This window comes from Streptomyces sp. NPDC096046, assembly GCF_040303285.1.
Classification (GTDB): domain Bacteria; phylum Actinomycetota; class Actinomycetes; order Streptomycetales; family Streptomycetaceae; genus Streptomyces.
The window spans coordinates 96438-123386 of the sequence record NZ_JBEOSZ010000008.1; the positions used below are offsets into that span (position 1 = coordinate 96438).

Genomic DNA, 26949 nt, shown 5'->3' on the forward strand with positions numbered 1-26949 from the left:
CGAAAGATTCTTTGCGAGGCGGCTGTCTGCTGCCGGTTGGCGGCGAATGTGCCGTATTGCGTGTCTATGTGTCTTACGGGGCTTCGCGTCGTATCGGTGGTCGGTCCTCCCGGCTGGGTTGCCGGTTGTTCATGAGGACGTGCCCGGAGCCTAAATGGTTCATGCCTGGAAGGGAACGTGATGTGTACTTCACTCCATCGAGGGATCGAACGTACATGCGAGTGTGGACTAGTGTGAGTTTCCGACGAGGGTGGCGTTACAACGGCTCTACCAGGCCTCGGTACCCTCTCACCGGTGACTGAAGCCGCGCCCTTACCCATGAGGGCCCCATCTGAAATTCAGCGAGGAGCGAACCGCGTGACCGCCGAGACGTCCGTGCCGTCCACAGCTCTGCTGGCAGGAGCAGACCGGGACGGTTCCAACTACACCGCGCGGCACCTGCTCGTCCTCGAGGGGCTCGAGGCCGTACGCAAGCGCCCGGGTATGTACATCGGGTCGACCGACAGCCGTGGCTTGGTGCACTGCGTCTGGGAGATCATCGACAACTCCGTCGACGAGGCCCTGGGCGGGTACTGCGACCACATCGAGGTGATCCTCCACGACGACGGCTCGGTCGAGGTCCGGGACAACGGCCGGGGCATCCCGATCGACGTCGAGCCCAAGACCGGTCTCTCCGGTGTCGAGGTCGTGATGACCAAGCTGCACGCCGGCGGCAAGTTCGGCGGTGGCTCCTATGCCGCCTCCGGCGGTCTGCACGGCGTCGGCGCCTCCGTGGTGAACGCCCTGTCCGCCCGGCTCGACGTCGAGGTGGACCGGAACGGGCACACCCACGCCATCAGCTTCCGGCGCGGTGTCCCCGGCGCCTTCGCCGGTAACGGCCCGGAGGCCAAGTTCGAGGCCAAGAGCGGCCTGCGCAAGGCCAAGAAGATCCCGAAGAACCGCACCGGCACCCGCGTGCGGTACTGGGCCGATCGCCAGATCTTCCTCAAGGACGCCAAGCTCAACCTGGACACGCTGCACCAGCGCGCCCGCCAGACCGCGTTTCTGGTGCCCGGCCTGACCATCGTCGTGCGCGACGAGTACGGGCTCGGCGAGGGCGGCAGCAAGGGCGAGGAATCCTTCCGCTTCGACGGCGGGATCAGCGAGTTCTGCGAGTACCTGGCGAACGACAAGCCGGTCTGCGATGTCCTCCGCTTCTCCGGGCAGGGCACCTTCAAGGAGACCGTCCCCGTCCTGGACGACCACGGGCAGATGACGCCCACCGAGGTCACCCGCGAGCTCGGCGTCGACGTCGCGCTGCGCTGGGGAACGGGCTACGACACGACGCTCCGGTCGTTCGTCAACATCATCGCCACGCCCAAGGGCGGCACCCATGTCGCGGGCTTCGAGCAGGCCGTCGCCAAGACGATGAACGAGGTGCTGCGCACCAAGAAGATGCTGCGCGTCGCCGAGGACGACATCGTCAAGGACGACGCCCTGGAGGGCCTGACCGCGGTGGTCACCGTGCGTCTCGCCGAGCCGCAGTTCGAGGGCCAGACCAAGGAGGTCCTCGGGACCTCGGCGGCCCGCCGCATCGTGAACAACGTGGTCACGAAGGAACTCAAGGCGTTCCTGACGTCCACGAAGCGGGACGCCGCCCAGCAGGCCCGCGTCGTCATGGAGAAGGCCGTCGCCGCGGCCCGTACGCGCATCGCCGCCCGGCAGCACAAGGACGCGCAGCGCCGCAAGACGGCCCTGGAGTCGTCCTCGCTGCCCGCCAAGCTCGCCGACTGCCGCAGCGACGACGTCGACCGCAGCGAGCTGTTCATCGTCGAGGGCGACTCCGCGCTCGGCACGGCCAAGCTCGCCCGGAACTCCGAGTTCCAGGCGCTGCTGCCGATCCGCGGCAAGATCCTCAACGTGCAGAAGTCGTCCGTGACGGACATGCTGAAGAACGTCGAGTGCGGCGCGATCATCCAGGTCATAGGAGCCGGCTCGGGCCGGACCTTCGACATCGACACCGCCCGCTACGGCAAGATCATCATGATGACCGACGCCGACGTCGACGGCTCGCACATCCGCACCCTGCTGCTGACGCTGTTCCACCGCTACATGCGGCCCATGGTCGAGGCGGGCCGGGTCTTCGCTGCGGTGCCTCCGCTGCACCGCATCGAGATCGTCCAGCCGAAGAAGGGCCAGGACAAGTACGTCTACACCTACTCGGACCGGGAACTGCGCGACACGCTCATGGAGTTGCAGAGCAAGGGCATCCGCTACAAGGACTCGATCCAGCGCTACAAGGGTCTCGGTGAGATGGACGCCGACCAGCTGGCCGAGACGACGATGGACCCGCGCCACCGCACCCTGCGCCGGATCAACCTGTCCGACCTGGAGGCGGCCGAGCAGGTCTTCGACCTGCTGATGGGCAACGACGTGGCGCCGCGCAAGGAGTTCATCTCCAACTCGGCGGCGACGCTCGATCGGTCGCGGATCGACGCGTAGCCGTCCGCACCAGCGGCTGCTCGGGCGCCGCCCGGTGCGGTGACAGCAGCCGGGCCGGGGACGCGTGTGTCCCGGCTTGTGATCGGGGACGGCCGGGGCGTGTGCGCCCCGGCCGTCACCCGTCACGGTCCGGTGTGCCTCCGGCGCCGTGGGAGACCTGCGACGGCACTTTCTCCCGGGCGTTGTCCCGGAGACCCGCATCGACAACGCCTTGACCAAGGCGGGGCCACGGACCGTGCACGGGTGGTGCGTTACGCCCACGCGGCGGGACGTGTGCGGCCACCAGCGGGTCAGTCACCTGATGGGGTGAAGAGCGAGGGGAAGAAGAGTCGGGAGTCTTCCCGTTCTGTCCATCCTTGGGCATGCAGCCAAGCAAGGGCCGTCCCCGCGGCGGCGGGGCCGGTCAGGACAGTTGGGCCGACCCTCTCGACGGTCATGACCCGATCCAGGCCGAGGAGGCCGGACAGCCGAGGTACGAGGATCCCTGGTACGACGCCCTCGCCTCCGGCTGGGGTGAGTCGGCCGACGCCGGGGTGCCCGCCGTGGCGGTGGTTCCGTCGACGCGGGCGGAGGGCGACACGGGGGCCGCGGCAGCCGATGTGTATCTGGAAGTGCAGCGCAGCGCGGCTTTCCAGGAGGTGAGGAGGCGATACCGGAGGTTCGTGGTGCCGGCGTTCACGGCCTTCTTCGCCTGGTACGTGGGCTTCGTCGTGGCTGCCACGACGGCGCCGGAGCTGATGGCGCGGCCCGTGGCGGGAGCGGTCAACGTCGCGATGGTCGCGGGGCTCGGGCAGTTCCTGTCCACGTTCCTGCTCACCTGGGCATACGCACGGCACGCGCGGCTGCGCAGGGACCGTGCGGCGCTCGAACTGCGCTGGGACACACAGGAGCTGACGCGTGGCGTGAACGGGGGTGGGTCATGACGGGGGAACACCAGACGCTGGCACTGCTCCTCTTCAGCGTGTTCGTCGCGGTCACGCTGGGAATCACGACGTGGGTCAGCCGCAACCGGCGTGGCTCGGCGGAGGAGTTCTACGCGGGTGGGCGGCTCTTCTCGCCCATGGAGAATGGTTTTGCCCTCGCGGGCGACTACATGTCGGCCGCGTCCTTCCTCGGGGTCACCGGGCTCATCGCGTTGTTCGGCTACGACGGGTTGCTGTATGTCGTCGGATTCCTCGTGGCGTGGCTGGTGGTGCTGTTCCTAGTCGCCGAACTGGTCCGCAACTGCGGACGGTTCACGCTCGCCGATGTCGTGGCGGCGCGGATGAGGGAACGGCCGGTGCGGATCGCGGCGGGGACGTCCTCGGTCACCGTGTCCGTTCTGTATCTGGTGGCGCAGATGGTCGGCGCGGGCAGTCTGGTGGCACTGCTGCTCGGAGGCACGAGCGACGCGGCGCGCGCCTGGACGGTCATCGGGGTCGGCGCGCTCATGGTGATCTACGTGTCGTTGGGAGGGATGCGGGCGACCACCTGGATTCAGATCGTCAAGGCGGTCCTGCTGCTCGGCGGCACCGCCGTGCTGACGGTGCTCGTCCTGCTGCGCTTCCACGGCGACGTGGACCGGCTGCTGCTCACGGCGGCCGAGCGCAGCGGGCACGGGGCGGCGTTCCTGGCGCCCGGGCTGAAGTACGGCGGGGACTGGACCGCCCGTTTCGACTTCATCAGTCTGGGGCTGGCTCTGGTACTGGGTACGGCCGGGCTGCCGCACATCCTGTCCCGCTTCTACACGGTGCCCACCGCGCGGGCCGCCCGCAGATCGGTGGTGTGGGCCGTCGGGCTCATCGGCGGCTTCTACCTGATGACGATCGTGCTCGGGTTCGGTGCGGCCGCCATCCTGGGGCCGGACGCGATACGGGGGTCGAACGCGGCGGGGAACACGGCGGTTCCGCTGCTGGCGCTCGATCTGGGCGGCGGCGCGGGATCCACCGGGGGGACGGTGCTCTTCGCGATCGTCGCCGCGGTCGCCTTCGCCACGATTCTCGCGGTGGTCGCCGGCATCACGCTCGCGTCCTCGGCGTCCGTGGCCCACGACCTGTACGCGTCCCTGCGGCGGCGGGGCGGGAAGCCGCGCAGTGAGGTGGCCGTGGCCCGCGTGGCGGCCGTCGGGGTCGGTGCGGTGGCGATCGCGCTGGGCCTGCTGGCGCGGGATCTCAACGTGGCGTTCCTGGTGGGCCTCGCCTTCGCCGTCGCCGCGTCGGCGAACCTGCCGGTGCTGCTGTACTCCCTGTTCTGGCGCGGTTTCACCACCCGGGGCGCCGTGTGGGCCGTCTACGGCGGTCTGGTCCCGGCCGTGGTCCTCGTGGTGGTGTCCCCCGTGGTCTCGGGCAGCCCCGACGCGCTTTTCCCGGGCATCGACCTCCAGTGCTTCCCCCTGCAGAACCCGGGCCTGGTTTCCATCCCGCTCGGCTTCCTCGCGGGCTGGCTGGGCACCGTCACCTCGACGGAGGCCCCGGACGAGGCCAAGCACGCGGAGACCGAGGTGCGGTCGCTGACCGGGGCGGGAGCGGCGTAGGGCCGGTGCCGTCGGTCCACGCGAGCGGGATGGCCACCGTCTCCGAGGGCGCGCGGAGACCGGCGGACGGACGTCCTACCCGCGGGTCGCCCAGACGTAGCGGTGTTCCGGGCGGCCCGCGTCGCCGTACTTGAGGGTCAGTCTGGCCCGCCCCGTGCGTTCCAGGAGCTTCAGATAGCGCTGTGCGGTCTGACGGCTCACCCCGGTCCGCTCGGCGATCTCCAGGGCGGACAGCGGCCCGTCCGCGCTCATCAGGGACTGGCGGACCAGCTCAGCGGTGGTGGGGGAGTGGCCTTTGGGCAAGTCGGGTTCCGAAGACGCCGACAGGGCCCCGAAGATGCGGTCCACTTCGGCCTGCTCGGCCTCCCCGCCGCCGTCGAGGGTGCGGCGCAGCTCCGCGTAGGCTTCCAGCTTGGCGCGCAGGCCGGCGAAGGCGAACGGCTTGACCAGGTACTGCAGCGCGCCCTGCCGCATCGCCGCCTGCACGGTGGACACATCCCGGGCCGCCGTCACCATGATCACGTCGGCCTGGTGGCCGCGCCGGCGCATCTCCTGGACGACCGCCAGCCCTGTGGCGTCCGGCAGATAGTGGTCCAGGAGCACCAGGTCCAGCCGCGGCGACGTCTCCATCAGGCTCAGCGCTTCCGCGGCGCTGTGGGCCTCCCCGGCCACATGGAAGCCCGGCACCTTCTCGACGTAGGCGGCGTTGACCCGCGCCACCCTTGCGTCGTCGTCCACGACCAGGACCTCGATCATCACGACTCCTCCTCGGCGTTCTGCGGAGCTGACGGCACGGTCAGCGCGGCCGGTCCCGGGCCCGGCTCGGTCAGCGCCTCGGGCAGGACGACGGTGAACTCCGCGCCCCCGCCGTGCACGTCCCCGACGGTCGCGCTGCCACCCTGCCGTTCGGCCAGCCTGCGCACCAGGGAGAGTCCGATACCCCGCTCCCGATGGGCCGGAGGCTCCTTCGTGGACCATCCCGTGGTGAAGATCAACTCCCGGTGCTCCGGTGGGATCCCCGGCCCCGTGTCACGCACCCTGAGGATCGCCGTACGGCCCTCGGCACGCAGTTCGACCTCCACGCGCGCGTGCGGCCTGCCGGCGACGGCGTCGAGGGCGTTGTCCACCAGATTCCCCACCACGGTGACGAGCCCCTGCGGGTCGACCAGCCGGTCGGGCAGCCGGGTCCGGTCCGACACCCACAGCGCGACGCCCCGCTCGGCCGCGACGGTCGCCTTGCCGACGAGCAGGGCGGCGAGCAGCGGGTCCTCGATCCGCTCGGTGACCTGTTCCGCGGTGGCCCGGTGGTCACCGACCACCTCGCCGACGAACTCGACGGCGTCGTCGTACATCTCCAGTTCGAGCAGGCCCAGAAGCGTGTGCATGCGGTTGGCGTGCTCGTGGTCCTGGGCGCGCAGGGCGTCGATCAGGCCGCGGGTGGAGTCCAGTTCACGGCCCAGCTGCTCCAGCTCGGTGCGGTCGCGCAGGGTGGCCACCGCACCGCCGTCGTCGGTGGGCATGCGGTTGGCGACCAGCACCCGCTGACCACGCACGGTGAGCAGATCCGTGCCGGTGACGCGTCCGGCCAGCACATCGGCCGTACGGCCCGCGCCGAGCGCCTCGTCGGGGGAGCGGCCCACCACCGTTTCGCCGAGTCCCAGCAGCCGCTGCGCCTCGTCGTTCACGAGGCGGATGCGGCCGGTGCGGTCCAGGGCGACGACACCTTCGCGGATGCCGTGCAGCATCGCCTCGCGTTCCGACAGCAGCGCCGCGATGTCCGAGAAGGCCAGGTCCCGCGTCTGGCGCTGGACCCGACGGGAGATGAGCCACGCGGCCAGCGCGCCCACCGCCAGGGCGCCGCCGGCGTAGGCGAACAGCCCCGGGATCGCGTGGATCAACCGGGCCCGGACGTTGTCGTAGGCGATGCCGACCGAGACCGCGCCGACCACGGTGCCGTCGCTGTCGCGCAGCGGCACCTTGCCCCGGGCGGAGCGCCCCAGGGTGCCGCTGTCGATCTCCATGACCTCCTTGCCGGCCAGGACCCGGCCGGGGTCGGTCGAGACGATGCCGCCGATCTGCCTGGGGTCCGTGTGCGACCAACGCACGCCCCGCCAGTCCATCACCACGACGTACTCGGCCTTGGTGGCCTTCCTGATCCGCTCCGCCTCCTTCTGCACCGGGCCGTTCGGCAACGGCGGAGTGTCCCGGACCTCTTCGGCCAGCCCGGGCTGCTGCGCCGTCGTCTGCGCGATCGCGAGCGCGCGGCGCATCGCCTGGTCGTCCAGCTGCTTGCTGAGGGGCGCGAGGAACAGCCCGGTCGCGAGGACCGCGACTCCCGCGGCGATCGCCACCTGCATCAGCAGCACCTGCGAGAACACCCGCCGGGGCAGGCCGAGGCGCAGGCGGCGTACAGGGGGAGTGCGGCTCATACCCCAGACGGTACGTGCGGCCGACCGGCTGCCGTAGACGGGTGTGGCGTGGATCTCCGAATCAATGTCCGCGCAGGCGTGATCAATGTCTACACAGGCGTGATCAATACGCGGGGAGGTGTGATCAATGTCCGGAACGGCGGCGACGACACCGGGCGAGGCGTCCGTGCCGGACGGTGCGCCGCCCGAAGAGGCAGCCGGGCGGTCAGCCGGCCAGCGCCGTCGTCATCCTCACCTCGCGCACCGCCACCACGTCCATCCGGGCGGGTGAGCCCAGGACGGACGCCCCGCAGCTCTCCGGGCGGGGCGGGAGCGCCGCGCCCTGGGCCACGTCGACCTGCCAGCGGTGACCGTCGGCATGAGCGACGGTCACCTCCCAGCCGGATCCCGTGCCGGCGGTCCGGATGACGCTCAGTGCCTCGGCGGTGTACTCGCCGATAGCGGTGCGCACGGCCAGTTCGGCCGCCTGACCGGGCCGTTCCCAGGCCGAACTGCCCCGGCAGCCCTCCACGACGATCCGCCCCTCCCGCGCGCCGTGCAGGACCTCCTTGAGGGAGTGCGCCTCGGCCCGGCCGTAGGCGTATCCGTACGGCAGCACGAGCACCGTCGGGGAGAAGCGGTGACCACCCAGATGGGTGACCTCCCAGACGCCCTCGACTCCGGACGTCGCCAGTTCGGCCGCGAGGGGCCGGCCGAGGAGGGCGCAACAGCGGTCGCGCTTGCCGTTGGTGCAGACGAGGGCGAGCGGGGCGCCGTCGTGGGCCCGGCCGCCGAGCCGCGCGTCGAAGACGCGGTGGTCGCCCCGGCCGAGTGCGGCGAAGTCGAGATCGAGCAGGTCGGCGGGGTCCGAGGTCGAGGCGCTGCGCAGCCACACGTTGCCCGGGACCACGTGGGCGGCGTACACCCGGCGGGTGGCGGGCATGCGGCGGTCCGCGTGGCGCCCGGGGCGGCGGATGAGCGCGATCCGGACGCCCGTGTCCTTCGCGGCCGCCTCCAGGGCACGCCCCAGAGCGGGGTCCAGGTGGCTCGAAGTGAGCGCCTTGGCACCCCACGGACCGGACTGTTCCAGCAACAGCCAGGTCCTCGCGGTGGCGGCGGTTCCCGAAACGGGCTCGACGGTGTCCCGGGAGACGCTTGAGCACGTACTCACAGAGGTGAGCCTAACCTGACTTCGGCCACAGCGACTTCCGGCCCCGCCCTGCTCTACTCCGGCAGTGGCTGTGGCGGCTTCGGACCTGCGTAGAGACCGCTCGGACGCATCCGCAGCGGGCGTTCGCCGTACTCCTCCAGCGCGTGGGCGATCCAGCCCGCCGCCCGGGCCACGGCGAAGATCGTCTCGCCCGCGGCCGGGTCCATGCCGCAGGACGCGGTGAGGACGGCGAGCGCCAGGTCCACGTTGGCGTGCAGGGGCGCGTGGCGAGCCGCGGTCTCGACGATGTCGCGCGCCGCGAGAAGGGCGGGTTCCGCGCGCGGGATCTGCTCCAGGAGGGCGAACAGGGCACGCGCGCGTGGGTCCTCGCCTGGGTAGAGCCGGTGGCCGAGGCCCGGGATGCGACGGCCGGCGCGCAGTTCGCCCGCGATCACGGGTGCGGGGTCGCCCTGGTCGAGGACGTCGTGCAGCAGCCGGTGGGCGAGCCCGCTGGCCGCGCCGTGCAGCGGGCCCTCGGTCACGCCGAGCCCGGCGGAGACCGCCGCGTAGGGGTGGGCACGGGCCGACGCGGCGACGCGCACCGCGAGCGTCGAAGCGGCCAGGTCGTGATCGACCAGGAGGGCGAGGGCGGTGTCCAGGGCGCGCAGGGACGCATCGTCCGGGTCCTGCTGCACCGACAGCCTGGTCCACAGGCGGTGGGCCAGGGGGCCCTCGTCGCGGCGGTGGTGTCCCGCCGGAGGGAGAGCGGCCACGAGCGTGGGGATGAGGGTGCGCGCGGTGCCGAGCACGGCGTCCTCGGACAGGTCGAACCGCAGCGGGTCGGCGGTCGCGGCGGCGATCGTCGCGACCCGCAACTGGTCGGTGGGGGCGGCGTGCTCGGGCAGTGCGTCGACGGCACGGCGGGCGACGGTGACGGAGGCGGCGGGCGCGGTGAAGGTGCTGCCCGGCCGCATCCGGCCGGTCCACAGCCATTCGGCCACTTCCTCGTAGGTGTGCCGGGTGGCCAGGTCGACCGCGTCGACGCCGCGGAAGTAGTAGCGGTCGCTCTCGATGAGCGTGATGCGGGTGCGTACGGAGAGGTCGCCGCCGGAGCCGGAACCGCCCGCGCTCTCCCGGCGGTTGCGCCGGGCGAGCGCCTCGACCTCCCCGGCGTCGAAGGTGCTGCCCCGGCCGCCGCTCACCCGTCGGCTGCTGAGCTGGCCGCGGCTCACGTACGCGTAGACGGTCTCCGGCTTCACGCCGAGCAGCTCGGCGGCCTCCTTGGTGCTCAGTCGCCGTTCCGCGTCCCTGGGGGCGGGTGCTTGATCGCGCATGGGGGTCACCGTATCCGTCTGTGGTCCATTGACTGATGCATTGATTCAATCAATATTGACATGTGTCTAGTCAATCATGGACAGTCAAATCAAGCCGAAGGAGGAAGTCATGTCCGACAGCAGGTCAGCGACCACTCGTGTCGAAGTACCTCGGGGACTCGCCGGTGTGGTGGTCACCGACACCCGGATCGGTGATGTCCGTGGTCTGGAGGGCTTCTACCACTATCGGCAGTACTCGGCCGTCGACCTCGCCCGGACCCGCAGCTTCGAGGACGTCTGGCACCTGCTCGTGCACGGCGAACTACCGGACGCCGCACAGGGTGCGGCCTTCACGGCAGAGACCGCCGCGCTGCGGCGGTTGCCGGACGAGGTGCGGGCGGCGCTGCCGGCCATAGCGGCGGCCGGCGGGCATTCCGGCCCGCTCGCGGGGATGCGCACGGCACTGTCGCTGCTGGGCGCGGCGAAGGGGTTCCGTCCCGTGTACGACATCGGCCCCGGCCGACGGCGGCAGGACACGATCGAGGCGGCCGCGGCCGTGCCCACGCTCCTCACCGCGCTGCACCGGCTGGGCGAAGGGCTCGAACCGGTGGAGCCGCGCGAGGATCTGTCCTATGCGGCGAACTACCTGTACATGCTGACGGGTTCGGTACCGGCTGATCGGCGCGCACGGGCGATGGAGCATTACCTCATCTCAACCATTGATCACGGATTCAATGCGTCAACCTTCACGGCCCGGGTCATCGCCTCGACGGGCGCGGACGTGGCGGCGTGCCTCGCCGGCGCCGTGGCGGCGCTGTCGGGGCCGTTGCACGGGGGCGCGCCCAGCCGTGCGCTGGACACCCTCGACGCCATCGGCACCCCGGACCGCATCGACTCCTGGGTGCGTCAGCGGGTGCTGTCCGGTGAGCGCATCATGGGCTTCGGGCACGCGATCTACCGCACGGAGGACCCGCGGTCCCGGATGCTGCGTGAGGTCGCGCAAGGATTCGGCGGACCGCGGGTGGATTTCGCCGTCGAGGTGGAGCGGCACATCGAGGCGATCCTCGCGGAGCTGAAGCCCGGCCGGGAGCTGCACACCAACGTCGAGTACTACGCGGGCGTGGTCATGGAACTCTGCGGCCTGCCCCGCGAGATGTTCACCCCGACCTTCGCCGCCGCCCGGGCGGTGGGCTGGAGCGCCAACATCCTGGAGCAGGCGGAGGACACGAAGATCATCAGGCCCGTGGCGCGGTACGTGGGCCCGGAGGCGCCGGCGCCGGTACCCGTCTGAGCGGCGGCGACGGCGTCGGCAGTTACGGCAGCGAAGCCGACGACGGCAGTGACGGCGATCGGCAGGCGGCGAAGCCGGCGACGGCGTCGCGGGAGCCTGACAAGGCCCGACACCGAAAGGTGCCGGGCCTCAGGTGCCGGGCCGGTGGGGGTCGGCGGGATCAGGCGTCGGGAATGTCTGTCTTCGCGTCGATGAGGGTCCTGCGGGAGACCACGACGATGCGCTCGTAGTCCGCTCTGGACGCGTCGGCGGGGAGCTTCCCGTCCAGTTCTTCGGTGAGGTCCGTGCCGATCACAGCGAACCTGCCGTCGGACAGCTCGAAGATATCGGGGCAGTTGGCACCAGTCGCACTGCCCCGGGCGCTGGGAGGGGTGCCGATCCGACGGATGATGTGGCTCACTGTTCTTGCGTTCCTTCTGATCTCGAGGCGTGTGCGCACTGCGCCTGCGGTGCGATGCGGCCCTGTGGGGCCGCGGCCTCGACAACCGGGCGGCGTGGAGCGGCGGTTCGGCGGTGGTCGACCCGGTTCGCGGGGTGCGCAGTAGTCAACCTTGTTGGCACCTGGGGAAACGCGCCGGTTTACGGGTTCGTTACCGCCCAGCCGTGTGATGCGTTCCGGAGAGTGATCCGCGCGGTGCCGTGCTTAGGGCCGGAGCGTGGAGCTACTCGCCCGGCGGCTCCCCGACCACCCACCACTCGTCGAGGTCCGTCTCCTCGAGCTGGACGAGGAGGTCGTCGACCATGCGTCCGAGCCCGGCCTCGTCGGAGGTGTCGACGAGCGTCGCCCGGTGCGGGCGGGTGGCGTACCAGTACTCCCGGAAGAGGGGGTTCTGCAGCATGCTGCGGGCGAAGCCGAAGAACTCCTCTCTGGTCATGTTGCCCATGCGGTAGTAGCACAGGGCGTTGGTGTAGAGGGCGTTGGCGAAGAGGAACTGGCGCTGCTTGGCGGGGGAGACGGTGCCGTCGTAGGCATCGAGCACCTCGGCCAGCTCGGGGTCGTCCATCGCCTTGCTGAGCAACTCCCAGTGCAGACGCTGCTGGTGTGCGAAGTTGGTCCGGCGCTGCGCCCGCGCGGCCTGTTCCAGGTGCTCGATCCGGGCACGCAAAGCATGGAACGCGGTCCATTGCAGGGCCAGGGCGACGGCGGCACCCGCCGCCAGGCCCATTCCTGCCGAGGCGGTGGCCCTCAGCCCTCGAAACCCAAACTTCTGTGTGGCCATGTCAACCCCCGGTTCAGGCGGCCGTCCGCCGGTCGTCGGGATGCGGGTCGACGGGAGGGGACCGGCGAGCGGTGGGCGGCGCTTGCCGTCTCCCAGAGTGCCGAGCGGCTCTGATCGGCAGGGAGGCGGAGAGGAGGCGCACGGAGGGAAGCGAGGGTCGCACAAACCGGCGCCATGCCCAACGTCTGCCCCGCGAGTGGTGCTAACAATCGTTCACTCAGGTCTGGATCTCACGGCTCGTATCCTGGGTCCGCATCCCCATTTCCCCTGTGTGCCGGGAACGCGAGCCGGTGCACGCGTCGGCGCGAGAGAGGTCGCACGGTGAGCCAGCCGAGTCCGAAACCGCAGCAGATCCCGGTGGTCGTCCTGGCCGGATTCCTCGGCTCGGGAAAGACCACCCTGCTCAACCACCTCCTGCACCGCAGCGGCGGCAGCAGGATCGGCGCCCTCGTCAACGACTTCGGAGCGATCGAGATCGACGCGATGGCGGTGGCGGGGGCGCTCGGCGACTCGACGGTCTCCCTCGGCAACGGCTGCCTGTGCTGCGCCGTCGACGCGAGCGAACTGGACCAGTACCTGGAGCGGCTCGCCCAGCCCTCCCTCGGCATCGACGTCATCGTCATCGAGGCCAGCGGCCTCGCCGAGCCGCAGGAACTCGTACGGATGCTGCTCGCCAGCGAGCATCCCGGGGTCGTGTACGGCGGGCTCGTCGAGGTCGTCGACGCCGCCGAGTTCGACGACACCCGGGCCAGGCACCCCGAGATCGACCGTCATCTCGCCCTGGCCGACCTCGTCGTGGTCAACAAGCTCGACCGGGCGGCGGACGGCGAACGCGTCCTCGGGCTGGTCCGGTCCCTCGTCGACCGCGCCGCCGTCGTCCCGGCCTCCTACGGCCGGATCGACCCCGAGTTCCTCTTCGACTGCCGGCCCGGCGAGGAACGCATCGGGCAGCTGTCCTTCGACGACCTGCACGAAGACGACCCTTGCGAGGACGACCCCTGCGAGGACGCCCTTTGCGAAGACGCCCCCCGTGCAGGCGGCCGCGTTGAATGCGGTGGAGCCGAATGCGGCCGAGCCGACAGCCGCGCCGAAGGCCACCCCGGCGACCATCCGCACCATCACGCCGGTCACCTGCACGCCGCCTACGACAGCCTGTCGTTCGTCTCCCCGGACCCCCTCGACCCGCGTCGCCTGATGGCCTTCCTGGACAGTCGGCCCGAAGGGCTGTACCGGATCAAGGGCTACGTCGACTTCGGGCCGTACGACGTCCGCAACCGCTACGCCGTCCATGCCGTCGGGCGGTTCCTGCGCTTCTACCCGGAGCCCTGGCCGGCCGGCGGCGAACGCCTCACGCAGCTGGTCCTCATCGGCTCCGGGATCGACGCCCCCGCCCTCGGCAAGGAGCTGGAGGCGTGCAGGAGCGAGGCCCCACACGCCGACGAGCACGGCATGTGGGGCGTCCTGCGGTACGTCCGCGGGCCCGAGGAGGATCTCGCCGATCCGGCCTAGACCGGCCCGGCCACCACCGACACCGTCTTCGCCAGGGACACCCCCGAGCCGTCGCGGCGCGGGTCGATCTCCGGGAGCGCGGCCGGGGTGCCGTTCTTCTGCGCGGCGAGGGCCGGGACGGGGCCCGCCCAGGCCAGGGACAGGCAGTCCTCGCCCTTCAGGAACCGCTGGCAGCGGACGCCTCCGGTGGCGCGGCCCTTGCGCGGGTACTGGTCGAACGGTGTCAGCTTGGCCGTGGTCTGGACGGAGTCGTCCAATGTGCCCCGGGAGCCCGCGACGGTGAAGACGACGGCGTCCACGGCCGGGTCCACCGCCGTGAAGGAGATGACCTTCGCGCCCTCGGCGAGCTTGACGCCCGCCACACCGCCTGCCGGGCGGCCCTGCGGTCGGACCTGGGACGCCTGGAAGCGCAGCAACTGCGCGTCGTCGGTGATGAAGACCAGGTCCTCCTCGCCGGTACGCAGCTCGACGGCGCCGACGATCCGGTCGCCCTCCTTGAGGGTGATCACCTCGAGCTCTTCCTTGCTGGCCGGATAGTCCGGCACCACGCGCTTGACGACACCCTGCGCCGTGCCGAGCGCCAGGCCCGGCGACGACTCGTCGAGCGTGGTCAGGCAGACCACCGTCTCGTCGTCCTCCAGGGAGACGAACTCCGCCAGCGGCGCGCCCCCCGCGAGGTTCGGCGCGGCCGGGGTCTCGGGGAGCTGGGGCAGGTCGACCACGTTCAGCCGGAGCAGCCGGCCCGCCGAGGTGACCACACCCACCTCACCGCGGGCGGTGGCCGGCACCGCCGAGACGATCACGTCGTGCTTCACGCGCTTGGCGCCGGCGTCCTCCGCGAACGGCTCGCCGTTCGCCGTGCGGGCCAGCAGACCCGTGGAGGACAGCAGCACCCGGCACGGGTCGTCGGCCACCTGGAGCGGCACGGCCGCGACGTGGGCACCGCCCGACTCCAGCAGCAGCGTGCGCCGGTCGGTGCCGAACTTCTTGGCCACCGTGGCCAGTTCGGAGGAGACCAGCTTGCGCAGCTCCGTGTCCGAGTCGAGGATCCGGGTGAGCTCCTCGATCTCCGCGCTGAGGCGGTCCTTCTCCGACTCCAGCTCGATACGGTCGTACTTGGTCAGACGGCGCAGCGGCGTGTCGAGGATGTACTGCGTCTGCACCTCGCTCAGCGAGAACTGCTCCATGAGGCGCTGCTTGGCCTGCGCGGAGTTCTCGCTGGAGCGGATGAGGCGGATGACCTCGTCGATGTCGAGCAGGGCCGTCAGCAGACCCTCGACCAGGTGCAGCCGGTCGCGCTTCTTGCCGCGACGGAACTCCGAGCGCCGCCGTACGACGTTGAAGCGGTGGTCGAGGTAGACCTCCAGGAGCTCCTTCAGCCCCAGCGTGAGCGGCTGGCCGTCGACCAGGGCCACGTTGTTGATGCCGAAGGACTCCTCCATCGGCGTCAGCTTGTAGAGCTGCTCCAGGACCGCCTCCGGCACGAAGCCGTTCTTGATCTCGATGACCAGGCGCAGGCCGTGCTCGCGGTCGGTGAGGTCCTTGACGTCGGCGATGCCCTGGAGCTTCTTCGAACCGACCAGGTCCTTGATCTTGGCGATGACCTTCTCGGGGCCGACCGTGAAGGGCAGCTCCGTGACGACGAGGCCCTTGCGGCGGGCCGTCACCGGCTCCACCGACACCGTCGCCCGGATCTTGAACGTGCCGCGGCCGGACTCGTAGGCGTCCCGGATGCCGGACAGGCCGACGATGCGGCCGCCGGTGGGCAGGTCGGGGCCCGGCACATGCTTCATCAGGGCGTCGAGATCAGCACCCGGATACCTGATCAGGTGGCGGGCGGCGGCGATGACCTCGCGCAGGTTGTGCGGTGCCATGTTCGTGGCCATGCCGACCGCGATGCCCGAGGCGCCGTTGACCAGCAGGTTCGGGAAGGCGGCGGGCAGGGCCACCGGTTCCCGCTCCTGGCCGTCGTAGTTGGGGTTGAAGTCGACGGTGTCCTCGTCGATCGACTCCGTCATCAGGCTCGTCGCCTCGGCCATCCGGCACTCGGTGTACCGCATGGCGGCCGGCGGGTCGTCGTTGCCCAGCGAGCCGAAGTTGCCGTGGCCGTCGACCAGGGGGACCCGCATCGAGAAGGGCTGGGCCATGCGCACGAGGGCGTCGTAGATCGACGCGTCGCCGTGCGGATGCAGCTTGCCCATCACCTCGCCGACGACACGAGCGCACTTGACGTATCCGCGCTCGGGACGCAGACCCATCTCGCTCATCTGGTAGACGATGCGGCGGTGCACCGGCTTGAGGCCGTCGCGTGCGTCCGGCAGGGCGCGGGAGTAGATCACCGAGTACGCGTACTCGAGGAAGGAGCCCTGCATCTCGTCGACGACGTCGATGTCGAGGATCCGCTCCTCGTACGAGTCGTCGGGCGGCGGGGTCTTCGTGCTGCGGCGGGCCATCGCTGCCGGCTCCTCCTGTTACTGGTCGCTCGCCTGTGGGGCGTTCATGTCGGTGTCGCGACGTCGACCGTACTCAGCCCTTCGGGCCTGTGCGCGCTCGCCCTCTCGTCACCGGCCGCCCCTGCGGCTCGCTCATGCTGCTGCGATCCGGATCTGACGCCGACCATTGTGGACCGCCGCACTGACAACTGGGACCAGGGCCCGTCCAGGACGCCTCTCGGGCCGTCGGGCTCCAGGTCGCCGCCGGGAACTTCACCAGGGCTTCGCGCGCTTGCATACAGTGGCAGGACCGGCAGGAATCCGCGGTCTGAACAACCGCTCAGCGAGCGAAGGGACGTACATGCCCATGGGTCACACGGCCACAGCCCAGGCAGGCTCCGGAGGCCTGACAGCGACCGAGCACCGCCTGGCCAACGGCCTGCGCGTGGTGCTCTCCGAGGATCACCTGACCCCGGTCGCGGCGGTGTGCCTCTGGTACGACGTCGGCTCACGCCACGAAGTCAAGGGGCGTACCGGCCTGGCTCACCTTTTCGAGCACTTGATGTTCCAGGGATCCGTCCAGGTCAAGGGCAACGGCCACTTCGAGCTCGTCCAGGGCGCGGGCGGCTCGCTCAACGGCACGACCAGCTTCGAGCGGACCAACTACTTCGAGACCATGCCCGCCCACCAGCTGGAACTCGCCCTCTGGCTGGAGGCCGACCGCATGGGCTCCCTGCTGGCCGCGCTCGACGACGAGTCGATGGAGAACCAGCGGGACGTCGTCAAGAACGAGCGCCGCCAGCGCTACGACAACGTCCCCTACGGCACGGCCTTCGAGAAGCTGACCGCCCTCGCCTACCCGCAGGGCCACCCCTACCACCACACACCGATCGGCTCGATGGCCGACCTGGACGCGGCGACCCTGGAGGACGCGCGCGCGTTCTTCCGCACCTACTACGCGCCGAACAACGCCGTGCTCTCGGTGGTCGGAGACATCGACCCGGAGCAGACCCTCGCCTGGGTGGAGAAGTACTTCGGCTCCATCCCCGGTCACGACGGCAAGCCCGCCCCGCGCGACGGCTCGCTGCCGGAGACCATCGGCGAGCAGCTGCGCGAGGTCGTCGAGGAGGAGGTCCCGGCGCGTGCGCTGATGGCCGCCTACCGGCTGCCGCACGACGGCACACGCGCGTGCGACGCGGCCGACCTCGCCCTCACCGTCCTCGGCGGCGGTGAGTCCTCCCGCCTCTACAACCGCCTGGTGCGGCGCGACCGTACGGCCGTGGCGGCCGGCTTCGGCCTGCTGCGGCTCGCCGGGGCGCCCTCCCTGGGGTGGCTGGACGTGAAGACGTCCGGTGACGTGGAGGTTCCGGTCATCGAGACCGCCATCGACGAGGAGCTCGCCCGGTTCGCCGAGGAGGGCCCCACCGCCGAGGAGATGGAGCGGGCCCAGGCCCAGTTGGAGCGCGAATGGCTGGACCGGCTCGGCACGGTCGCGGGCCGCGCCGACGAACTGTGCCGGTATGCCGTGCTGTTCGGCGACCCGCAGCTCGCCCTGACCGCCGTCCATCGCGTGCTGGAGATCACGGCGGAGGAGGTCCAGGAGGTCGCCAAGGCCCGCCTGCGCCCCGACAACCGCGCGGTGCTCGTCTACGAGCCCGTCGCCGACGAGACCGACGACGCCGAGGACACCGCAGCCGCGGCCACCGACGAGAACGAGGAGGCGGCCAAGTGACCGAGTTCGCCACGATGGACTTCCACCCCCGGCCGCAGGCGGGCGAGGCCCGGCCCTGGGCCTTCCCGGCACCCGAGCGGGGCACGCTCGACAACGGCTTGACGGTGCTGCGCTGCCACCGCCCCGGCCAGCAGGTCGTCGCCGTGGAGGTGCTGCTGGACGCCCCCCTGGACGCCGAGCCGGCCGGCCTCGACGGCGTGGCCACGATCATGGCCCGGGCCTTCTCCGAGGGCACCGACAAGCACTCCGCGGAGGAGTTCGCCGCCGAGCTGGAGCGTGCCGGCGCCACCCTCGACGCGCACGCCGACCACCCCGGCGTCCGGCTCAGCCTGGAGGTGCCGGCCTCCCGGCTCGCCAAGGGGCTGGGCCTGATCGCCGACGCCCTCCGGGCGCCCGCGTTCGCCGACAGCGAGGTGGAGCGGCTGGTCCGCAACCGCCTCGACGAGATCCCGCACGAGCTGGCCAACCCCTCCCGTCGCGCCGCCAAGGAGCTCTCCAAGGAGCTGTTCCCGGCGGGCTCGCGCATGTCGCGGCCCCGGCAGGGCACCGAGGAGACGGTCGCCACGATCGACTCCGCGGCCGTACGCGGCTTCTACGAGAAGCACGTCCGCCCCGCCACGGCCACCGCGGTGGTGGTCGGCGACCTCACCGGCATCGACCTCGACGCCCTGCTCGGCGACACCCTGGGCGCGTGGACGGGCTCCTCGGCCGAGCCGCGCCCGGTGCCGCCGGTGACCGCGGACGACACCGGCCGGGTCGTCATCGTGGACCGCCCGGGCGCCGTCCAGACGCAGCTGCTGATCGGCCGGATCGGCCCGGACCGGCACGACCGCGTGTGGCCCGCCCAGGTGCTCGGCACCTACTGCCTCGGTGGCACCCTCACCTCCCGCCTGGACCGCGTCCTGCGCGAGGAGAAGGGCTACACCTACGGCGTGCGTGCGTTCGGCCAGGTCCTCAGGTCCGCCCCGGACGGCACGGGTGCCGCGATGCTCGCCATCAGCGGTTCCGTCGACACGCCCAACACCGGGCCCGCTCTGGAGGATCTCTGGACGGTGCTGCGCACCCTGGCCGCCGAAGGTCTGACCGACGCCGAGCGGGACGTCGCCGTGCAGAACCTGGTCGGCGTGGCGCCGCTGAAGTACGAGACGGCGGCGGCGGTCGCGAGCACGCTGGCCGACCAGGTCGAGCAGCACCTGCCCGACGACTACCAGGCCACCCTGTACCGGCAGCTCGCCGCCACGGGCACCGTGGAAGCCACGGCGGCGGCCGTGAGCGCGTTCCCGGTGGACCGTCTGGTGACGGTCCTCGTCGGCGACGCGGCGCAGATCAAGGCGCCGGTGGAGGCCCTCGGCATCGGCGAAGTCACCGTCGTCGCCGCCGAGTAGCGGCACGCGCGCACAGGGGCCCTGGTCGCCTTCCCAGGCGCCAGGGCTCCTTTATGCCCGAATTGATACGGAGGTTGCCTGTCTGCCCTGTGGGATGCGCTACAAAAGCCGGGATCCGTTTGGGAATTGAAACTGGCGCCGCTTAGCGTCATCCGGGCTGTTCGTCAGGCAGTGCGCCGCACCCGCGGCACCGGACAGTCATCGCCGAGTCCCCGTACGGCGCGAGCCAGGGGAGCCGGGGACCCATCGCAGTCCCTGGGGTGAATCGGGCGCCCGCGCGAACCGCGAGGGAGTCCGTAGGAGACCTTCCTGCTCCGAACCCGTCAGCTAACCCGGTAGGCGAGAGGGAAGGAAAGGACCAGCCACTACATGGCGTTCACTCGCGCCACCGGGAAGCACCGTCGTCCCAGCAGGATCCAGCGCGGCACCGCCCGCGCGGCGGGCGTCGCGGCCCTCGCCACCACCGGCGTGATCGGCACCGTGGCGGCCCCCGCGGCCTTCGCCGCCGAGCCCGCCGCCGAACAGACGGGCCTCACCCCGGTCGTCACCATGGGCGACACCGTGGCCCAGCAGATCGACGCCCAGGCCCTCGCGCAGCAGCAGGCCGCCGACGAGGCCGCCGCCAAGCAGAAGGCCGAGGAGGCCGCGCGCAAGCGCGCCGCCGAGGCCGCCGAGAAGGCCAAGGCAGCGGCCGAGAAGGCCCGTGAGGCCAAGGAGCGCGCCGCCCGCGAGGCCGAGCGCAAGCGCCTCGACGCCTATGTGGCCCCGATCTCCAGCTCGTACGTCTCCACCGGCTACAAGGCCAGCAGCGGCCTGTGGTCCTCCGGCAGCCACACCGGCATCGACTTCCACGCCGCCACCGGCACCTCCGTCCACGCGGTCGGCGCGGGCACCGTCGTCGAGGCAGGCTGGGGCGGCTCCTACGGCAACCAGATCGTGATCAAGATGAACGACGGGACGTACACCCAGTACGGCCACCTGTCCTCCGTCGGCGTCTCGGTGGGTCAGCAGGTCACCCCCGGCCAGCAGATCGGCCTGTCCGGCGCGACCGGCAACGTCACCGGCCCGCACCTGCACTTCGAGGCCCGTACGAGCCCCGAGTACGGCTCGGACATCGACCCGGTCGCCTACCTCCGCTCGCACGGCGTGAACGTCTGACCGACGCCTCTTCACTCCGCCCGAAGCCCCGGCTCCCGCGAGCCGGGGCTTTCGGCGTTTACGGCGGCGGGCTGTCCAAAAAATATCCATGGATTCCCGTCTGCCGTCGGAAATTCCGGCTCATTGCAATAGAGTCACGGAACACGCGCCGCTCGCCGGCGTTTCACGGGGATTAAGCGGAGGTCGGATATGCGTATTCCCGCGCACTCGGTGTGCACGGCCATCCGGGACGACATCGTCGCGGGTGTCCACGCGCGCGGCAGCCGGCTCACCGAGGAACTCCTCGCGCGCCGCTACGGCGTCTCGCGGGTCCCCGTCCGCGAGGCACTGCGCACCCTGGAGGCCGAGGGCTTCGTGGTTACCCGGCGGCACGCGGGCGCGTGCGTGGCCGAACCCACCGAGCAGGAGGCGGCCGACCTGCTGGAGATGCGCATGCTGCTGGAACCGCTCGGCGCCGCCCGGGCCGCCCAGCGCCGCACCGAGGCGCATCTGAAGGTCCTGCGCGGTCTGGTCCGGCTGGGCCAGGAGCGGGCCCGCCGCGGCGCCAGCGACGATCTGCGCTCCCTGGGCGGCTGGTTCCACGAGACGCTCGCCCAGGCCTCCGGCAGTCCCGCGCTGACCTCGGTGCTCACCCAGCTCCGCCACAAGATCGCCTGGATGTACGCGGTGGAGGCGCCGCTCAGCCCCGTGGAGTCCTGGACCGAGCACGGTGCGATCGTGGACGCGGTGGCGCGTGGGGACGCCGAGCGCGCGCGGGCGGTCACGGCGCTGCACACCGAGCGCGCGACGGGCGCGCACCGCCTGCGCCTCGCCTCCGGCGGCGAGCGCGCCGAGCGTGTGAGGAACTCGCAACATCCCGTAAACACACCGAGCCTGCGGCATTAACACGGCAGCCGTATACAAAGAGAGCGGTTAATTCGCGGGGGCCTATTCACGCTGCCCTGCTGCGCGCAATTCCCGTCCGGGGGGAACGGGAATGGTGAAAGGCTCGCCCGGTGAATTCGGACGAGCCCTTCGCTGTGCGCCCGATCGGGCGCCCGGGAAAATCAGACGGTCTCGGGAAGCTCCTCGAGACCCTCGGAGACCAGCTTGGCCAGCCGGTCCAGGGCGGCGTCCGCGCCCTCGGCGTCGGAGGCGAGGACGATCTCCTCGCCACCCTGGGCGCCGAGGCCCAGGACGGCCAGCATCGAGGCCGCGTTGACGGGCTTGCCGTCTGCCTTGGCGATCGTCACCGGGACGCCTGCGGCCGTGGCGGCTCGGACGAAGATGGAGGCGGGACGGGCGTGGAGACCCTCGGCCCAGCCGACGTTGACGCGGCGCTCAGCCATGTGTTGCTGCCCTTCGCTTTTCAGGGTTGTCTAGACCAGTTTCCCATACCGTGAAGCTGCGCCGGGAGCGGTCCTCCAGGACCGCCCCGGGGTGCCGTCGGATCGCGGCCTCGACCCGACTGACGCCCTCCACAGACTGCCTCGCGCCGCTGTCGGACGCTAGCCGTACTCTGGGGCCCATGCAGACCTCGCCGGACCGGCACGAGTATCCCGCCCACTGGGAAGCCGACGTGGTGCTGCGCGACGGGGGTACCGCGCGCATCCGGCCCATCACCGTCGATGACGCCGATCGCCTGGTCAGCTTCTACGAGCAGGTCTCCGACGAGTCGAAGTACTACCGCTTCTTCGCGCCGTACCCTCGCCTGTCCGCCAAGGACGTCCACCGCTTCACGCACCACGACTTTGTGGACCGGGTGGGACTCGCGGCCACGGTCGGCGGCGAGTTCATCGCCACCGTACGCTACGACCGCATCGGCGCTGACGGAATGCCCGCGTCCGCACCCGCCGACGAGGCCGAGGTCGCCTTCCTGGTGCAGGACGCACACCAGGGCCGCGGTGTCGCCTCCGCCCTGCTCGAACACATCGGCGCCGTCGCCCGCGAGCGCGGCATCCGCCGCTTCGCCGCCGAGGTGCTGCCCGCCAACAACAAGATGATCAAGGTGTTCACGGACGCCGGTTACACCCAGAAGCGCAGCTTCGAGGACGGCGTCGTCCGTCTGGAGTTCGACCTCGAACCCACCGACCGCTCCCTCGCCGTGCAGTACGCGCGCGAGCACCGCGCCGAGGCACGCTCCGTGCAGCGGCTGCTCGCCCCCGGCTCGGTCGCCGTCATCGGTGCCGGGCGCACGCCGGGCGGCGTGGGCCGCAGCGTCCTGGGCAACATCCGCGACGCCGGGTACGGCGGACGCCTCTACGCGGTGAACAAGGCCCTCCCCGAGGACCAGAAGGAGCTCGACGGGGTGCCGGCCCACCGCTCGGTACGGGACATCGACGGCCCCGTCGACCTCGCCGTCGTCGCCGTACCGGCCGGGCACGTCCCCGAGGTCGTCACCGAGTGCGGCGAACACGGCGTACAGGGGCTCGTCGTGGTCTCCGCCGGCTACGCCGAGAGCGGCCCCGAGGGGCGCGAACGCCAGCGCGCACTCGTACGGCAGGCGCGTACGTACGGCATGCGGATCATCGGCCCGAACGCCTTCGGCATCATCAACACCTCACCCCGGATACGGCTCAACGCCTCTCTGGCCCCCGAGGTGCCGCGCCCCGGCCGGATCGGCCTGTTCGCCCAGTCCGGCGCCATCGGCATCGCCCTGCTGTCCCGGCTGCACCGGCGCGGCGGCGGCGTCACGGGCGTGACCGGCGTCTCCACCTTCGTCTCCTCCGGCAACCGCGCCGACGTCTCCGGCAACGATGTCCTGCAGTACTGGTACGAGGACCCCGACACCGACGTGGTCCTCATGTACCTGGAGTCCATCGGCAACCCCCGCAAGTTCGCCCGCCTCGCCCGCCGGACCGCCGCCGCCAAGCCCCTGGTCGTCGTCCAGGGCGCGCGGCATGGCGCCGCCCCCCAGGGACACGCCGTACGCGCGACCCGGCTGCCGCACGCGACCGTCTCGGAGCTGCTGCGGCAGGCCGGCGTGATCCGGGTCGACACCATCACCGAGCTGGTGGACGCGGGCCTGCTGCTGGCCCGCCAGCCCCTGCCCGCCGGGCCCCGGGTGGCGATCCTCGGCAACTCCGAGTCGCTCGGCCTGCTCACGTACGACGCGTGCCTGGCCGAGGGCCTGCGACCGCACCCCCCGCAGGACCTCACCACCGCGGCCTCCGCGGCGGACTTCCACGCGGCCCTGTCCCGGGCGCTGGCCGACGACCGGTGTGACGCGGCCGTCGTCACCGCCATACCGGCGGTGGGGGAGGGCTCGGTCGGCGACGCGGCCCTCGCGCAGGCCCTGCGCTCGGCGGCGGCCGCAGCTCCGGCCAAACCGGTCCTGGTGGTCCACGTGGAGCTCGGAGGCTTGGCGGAGGCCTTGTCGGCGGCGGCGAGCACGGCACCCCAGACCGCGGCGGACCGCGACGGCGCCCCGCGCCCGTTGTCTCAGGCCGAGGAGGATCCCGACGGCGCCTTGCGCCCGGCGCCCCAGGCCGGTGCGGACCGCGACGACGCCCCGCGCCCGGCGCCCCAGGCCGGTGCGGACCGCGACGACGCCCCGCGCCCGGCACCCCAGGTCGCGGCGGACCCCGACGACGCCCCGCGCCCGGCACCCACCCATCAGCAGACTCCCGCCCCGGAGGTCCAAGGAACCGCCGAAGCCCCCGAAGGCGCCCACCTCATCCCCGCCTACCCCGCCGCCGAGCGTGCCGTCCGGGCTCTCGGCCAGGCCGTCACCTACGCGCAGTGGCGGCGCGACGCCGCCGACCCCGGCAGGGTGCCCGAGTACGACGACATCGACGAGAAGGGCGCCGCCGCCCTGATCGGCGGCCTGCTCGCGCGCGGGCAGGGGCTCACGCTCGGCACGGACGAGACCTGTGACCTGCTCGGCCACTACGGCGTCCAGGTCCACCGCGCCCTGCCCGCCCCGACCCCCGACGACGCCGCCGAAGCCGCCCGCGCCCTGGGCTACCCCGTCGCCCTCAAGGCCACCGCCCCGCACCTCAGGCACCGCGCCGACCTGGGCGGCGTCCGCCTCGACCTCGCGGACGAGGACCAACTGCGCCGCTCGTACGCCGAGCTGACCGAGCTGTTCGGTGCACCGGAGGAGCTGCGGCCGGTGGTGCAGCGGATGGCGCCGCGCGGCGTGGACGTCGTCGTACGGGCCGTGATCGACCCCGCGGCCGGGGCCGTGCTCTCCTTCGGGCTCGCCGGGGCCGCCTCGCAGCTGCTCGGGGACACCGGGCACCGGCTGATCCCGGTCACCGACCGGGAGGCGGCCTCGCTGGTGCGCTCGATCCGCACGGCCCCCCTGCTGTTCGGCTGGCGCGGCTCCGCACCGGCCGACACCCGCGCCCTGGAGGAACTGCTGCTGCGGGTGTCCCGGCTGGTCGACGACCACCCCGAGGTCGTCGCGGTCACCCTGGAGCCGGTCGTTGTCGCCGCGCACGGCCTGAGCGTCCTGGGAGCCTCCGTCCGCCTCGCGCCCCCGCCCGTCCGCGACGACCTCGGCCCGCGCACCCTCCCCGCGTACTGACAGGGGCGAGCTGTCCCTCGCAGTCAGTGGTCCCCCGTAGGATGGGCGTCATGGCCAAGACCAGTACGACGACCCAGGGGCTGCGGGCGGCGATCGAGCGCAGCGGCTACTACCCGGCCCTCGTGGCCGAGGCGGTGGAGGCCGCCGTGGGCGGTGAGCCCATGCGGTCGTACCTGGTCCACCAGGAGACGACGTTCGACCAGAACGAGGTGCGCCGGCACGTCACGGTGCTCGTCCTCACCGACAACCGCTTCATCGTCAGCCACACCGACGAGCAGGCCGCCGACAGCACCTCCCCGACGCCGTACGCCACGACGTCGACGGAGTCGGTGAAGATCGGCCGCATCTCGTCGATCGTGGTCAGCCGTGTGGTCGCCAACCCCGAGTCGTACAAGCCGGGCACCCTGCCCCGTGAGGTCGTCCTCACCATCGGCTGGGGTGCCGTCTCCCGCATCGACCTGGAACCGGCCGCCTGCGGCGATCCCAACTGTGAGGCGGACCACGGCTACACCGGCAACTCGACGGCGGACGACCTCAGTCTGCGCGTCAGCGAGGCCGGGGACGGACCGGAGACCGTACGCGAGGCGCTCGCCTTCGCACAGGCCCTCTCCGAGGCGACCGCGGACACGACCCGCTGATGGCACAGCCCAAGACGGTCTGGGACGACCACCCCGAACCGCTCACCGTCGCCTCCGCACCGGTGCCCGCGTACGGCAGTGGATCGCTCGCCGACCTCCTGCCCACCCTCGCGGCCGGTCTGGGCGTACCCGACATGAGCGCCACGATCACCGAGCTGACCCCCGCCGACCGGAACTGCGTGTTCCTCATCGACGGCCTCGGCTGGGAGCAGCTGAGGGCGCATCCCGACGACGCCCCCTTCATGACGTCCCTGCTCGCCACCTCCCGCGGCGGCACCGGGCGTCCGCTCACGGCCGGCTATCCGGCGACCACGGCGACCTCTCTCGCCTCCGTCGGCACCGGTCTGCCGCCCGGCGCGCACGGACTGCCCGGCTACACCGTCCGCAACCCCGACACCGGCGAGCTGATGAACCAGCTTCGCTGGCAGCCGTGGACCCCGCCGGGCGCTTGGCAGCCGTACCCCACGGTCTTCCAGCTGGCGCACGCGGCCGGGGTGCACGCGGCGCAGGTGTCCTCCCCGACCTTCGAGAACACCCCGCTGACCAAGGTCGCGCTCAGTGGAGGAACGTTCCTCGGGCGCCTGTCCGGCGAGGACCGCATGGACCTGGCGGCCAAGCAACTGGCCGCGGGCGACCGCTCCCTGGTGTACACGTACTTCGCCGAGGTCGACGGCGCCGGCCACCGCTTCGGCGTCGACTCCGACGCCTGGCGCGGCCAGCTGATGTACGCCGACCGCCTGGTCCAGCGCCTGGCCGAGCAACTGCCGCCGGGCAGCGCCCTCTACGTCACCGCCGACCACGGCATGATCGACGTGCCCTTCGACGAGCAGCACCGCATCGACTTCGACGAGGACTGGGAGCTGAGCGCCGGAGTCGCCCTGCTCGGCGGTGAGGGCCGTGCCCGGCACGTCTACGCGGTGCCCGGCGCCGCGAACGACGTGCTGACCTGCTGGCGCGAGGTGCTCGGCGAGCAGTTCTGGGTGGCCTCCCGTGACGAGGCCATCGCGGCGGGCTGGTTCGGCCCGCGGATCGACGAACGGGTGTACGGCCGGATCGGTGACGTGGTCGCCGCGGCCCGGGACGACGTCCTGCTCATCGCCTCCCAGCGGGAGCCGAAGGAGTCGGCGATGGTCGGCAACCACGGCTCGATGACCCCCGCCGAGCAGCTGGTACCCCTGCTCGAAGTACGCTCCTGAAACTGCCCCGACCC

Annotated in this window: 20 protein-coding genes and 1 riboswitch; of the genes, 12 read left to right on the top strand and 8 right to left on the bottom strand. The window is 71.5% G+C overall.

Features of this window, described 5'->3' with window-relative positions; genetic code table 11:
* The first annotated feature begins 357 nt into the window (after window positions 1–357).
* From ABTX62_RS09870 to ABTX62_RS09880, 3 genes are all read left to right on the top strand, one after another.
* Complete coding sequence (locus ABTX62_RS09870) at window positions 358–2481, top strand: DNA gyrase/topoisomerase IV subunit B (protein ID WP_352115673.1); 2124 nt, start codon at window positions 358–360, stop codon at window positions 2479–2481.
* Between the two features lie 362 nt (window positions 2482–2843).
* Window positions 2844–3404 carry a DUF485 domain-containing protein gene (locus tag ABTX62_RS09875; protein WP_352115674.1) on the top strand — a complete coding sequence of 187 codons (561 nt, stop codon included), beginning with the start codon at window positions 2844–2846 and terminating at the stop codon, window positions 3402–3404.
* Window positions 3401–4993: a monocarboxylic acid transporter gene (locus tag ABTX62_RS09880; RefSeq protein ID WP_352115675.1), complete on the top strand. Its 1593-nt coding sequence runs from the start codon at window positions 3401–3403 to the stop codon at window positions 4991–4993. The genes ABTX62_RS09875 and ABTX62_RS09880 overlap by 4 nt, the downstream gene beginning before the upstream one ends.
* A 75-nt stretch (window positions 4994–5068) precedes the next feature.
* Here ABTX62_RS09880 and ABTX62_RS09885 read toward each other — a convergent pair whose 3' ends face one another.
* The 4 genes from ABTX62_RS09885 to ABTX62_RS09900 form a co-directional block, all read right to left on the bottom strand.
* Complete coding sequence (locus ABTX62_RS09885; protein WP_352115676.1) at window positions 5069–5749, bottom strand: response regulator; 681 nt, start codon at window positions 5747–5749, stop codon at window positions 5069–5071.
* Window positions 5749–7422 carry a sensor histidine kinase gene (locus ABTX62_RS09890; RefSeq protein ID WP_352115677.1) on the bottom strand — a complete coding sequence of 558 codons (1674 nt, stop codon included), beginning with the start codon at window positions 7420–7422 and terminating at the stop codon, window positions 5749–5751. The genes ABTX62_RS09885 and ABTX62_RS09890 overlap by 1 nt, the downstream gene beginning before the upstream one ends.
* 205 nt (window positions 7423–7627) lie before the next feature.
* Window positions 7628–8572, bottom strand: coding sequence for a ferredoxin family protein (locus ABTX62_RS09895; protein WP_352115678.1), 945 nt, complete (start codon window positions 8570–8572; stop codon window positions 7628–7630).
* A gap of 53 nt (window positions 8573–8625) precedes the next feature.
* Window positions 8626–9885 carry a citrate synthase gene (locus ABTX62_RS09900; protein WP_352115679.1) on the bottom strand — a complete coding sequence of 420 codons (1260 nt, stop codon included), beginning with the start codon at window positions 9883–9885 and terminating at the stop codon, window positions 8626–8628.
* Between the two features lie 109 nt (window positions 9886–9994).
* Between ABTX62_RS09900 and ABTX62_RS09905 the strand changes: the two genes are divergently transcribed.
* On the top strand, window positions 9995–11155 hold the full coding sequence (locus ABTX62_RS09905) for a citrate synthase/methylcitrate synthase (RefSeq protein WP_352115680.1): 1161 nt from the start codon (window positions 9995–9997) through the stop codon (window positions 11153–11155).
* 160 nt (window positions 11156–11315) lie between these two features.
* On the opposite strand, the gene ABTX62_RS09910 is transcribed toward ABTX62_RS09905, so the two are convergent.
* Together ABTX62_RS09910 and ABTX62_RS09915 are read right to left on the bottom strand one after the other, a co-directional pair.
* Window positions 11316–11555, bottom strand: a complete 240-nt coding sequence (locus tag ABTX62_RS09910) for a hypothetical protein (RefSeq protein ID WP_352115681.1) — start codon at window positions 11553–11555, stop codon at window positions 11316–11318.
* Window positions 11556–11817: 262 nt separating this feature from the next.
* Window positions 11818–12375 (bottom strand): DUF6082 family protein, encoded by a 558-nt coding sequence (locus ABTX62_RS09915; RefSeq protein WP_352115682.1) that lies wholly within the window; start codon window positions 12373–12375, stop codon window positions 11818–11820.
* A gap of 321 nt (window positions 12376–12696) precedes the next feature.
* Between ABTX62_RS09915 and ABTX62_RS09920 the strand changes: the two genes are divergently transcribed.
* Entirely contained in the window at window positions 12697–13884 is a 1188-nt protein-coding gene (locus tag ABTX62_RS09920) for a CobW family GTP-binding protein (RefSeq protein WP_352115683.1), read from the top strand.
* On the opposite strand, the gene ABTX62_RS09925 is transcribed toward ABTX62_RS09920, so the two are convergent.
* Complete coding sequence (locus tag ABTX62_RS09925) at window positions 13881–16337, bottom strand: DNA gyrase/topoisomerase IV subunit A (RefSeq protein ID WP_352115684.1); 2457 nt, start codon at window positions 16335–16337, stop codon at window positions 13881–13883. The genes ABTX62_RS09920 and ABTX62_RS09925 overlap by 4 nt on opposite strands.
* 340 nt (window positions 16338–16677) lie before the next feature.
* Between ABTX62_RS09925 and ABTX62_RS09930 the strand changes: the two genes are divergently transcribed.
* The 4 genes from ABTX62_RS09930 (at window position 16678) to ABTX62_RS09945 (ending at window position 21476) form a co-directional block, all read left to right on the top strand.
* Window positions 16678–18048: a M16 family metallopeptidase gene (locus ABTX62_RS09930; protein ID WP_352115685.1), complete on the top strand. Its 1371-nt coding sequence runs from the start codon at window positions 16678–16680 to the stop codon at window positions 18046–18048.
* Window positions 18045–19433 (top strand): M16 family metallopeptidase, encoded by a 1389-nt coding sequence (locus ABTX62_RS09935; RefSeq protein WP_352115686.1) that lies wholly within the window; start codon window positions 18045–18047, stop codon window positions 19431–19433. The genes ABTX62_RS09930 and ABTX62_RS09935 overlap by 4 nt, the downstream gene beginning before the upstream one ends.
* 192 nt (window positions 19434–19625) lie before the next feature.
* Window positions 19626–19790, top strand: a riboswitch (cyclic di-AMP (ydaO/yuaA leader).
* Window positions 19791–19802: 12 nt separating this feature from the next.
* Window positions 19803–20591, top strand: a complete 789-nt coding sequence (locus tag ABTX62_RS09940; RefSeq protein WP_352115687.1) for a M23 family metallopeptidase — start codon at window positions 19803–19805, stop codon at window positions 20589–20591.
* 189 nt (window positions 20592–20780) lie between these two features.
* On the top strand, window positions 20781–21476 hold the full coding sequence (locus tag ABTX62_RS09945) for a GntR family transcriptional regulator (RefSeq protein ID WP_352115688.1): 696 nt from the start codon (window positions 20781–20783) through the stop codon (window positions 21474–21476).
* Between the two features lie 161 nt (window positions 21477–21637).
* Here the strand turns inward: ABTX62_RS09945 and ABTX62_RS09950 are convergent, their stop codons facing one another.
* Window positions 21638–21919, bottom strand: a complete 282-nt coding sequence (locus ABTX62_RS09950) for an HPr family phosphocarrier protein (protein WP_033308341.1) — start codon at window positions 21917–21919, stop codon at window positions 21638–21640.
* A gap of 179 nt (window positions 21920–22098) precedes the next feature.
* On the opposite strand from ABTX62_RS09950, the gene ABTX62_RS09955 reads away from it, so the two are divergent.
* From ABTX62_RS09955 to ABTX62_RS09965, 3 genes are read left to right on the top strand one after another with little or no spacing between them, the layout of a single operon-like run.
* Entirely contained in the window at window positions 22099–25101 is a 3003-nt protein-coding gene (locus ABTX62_RS09955) for a bifunctional acetate--CoA ligase family protein/GNAT family N-acetyltransferase (protein ID WP_352115689.1), read from the top strand.
* 50 nt (window positions 25102–25151) lie between these two features.
* On the top strand, window positions 25152–25739 hold the full coding sequence (locus ABTX62_RS09960) for a DUF5998 family protein (protein ID WP_181361612.1): 588 nt from the start codon (window positions 25152–25154) through the stop codon (window positions 25737–25739).
* Entirely contained in the window at window positions 25739–26935 is a 1197-nt protein-coding gene (locus ABTX62_RS09965) for an alkaline phosphatase family protein (protein WP_352115690.1), read from the top strand. The genes ABTX62_RS09960 and ABTX62_RS09965 overlap by 1 nt, the downstream gene beginning before the upstream one ends.
* Window positions 26936–26949 lie beyond the last annotated feature (14 nt).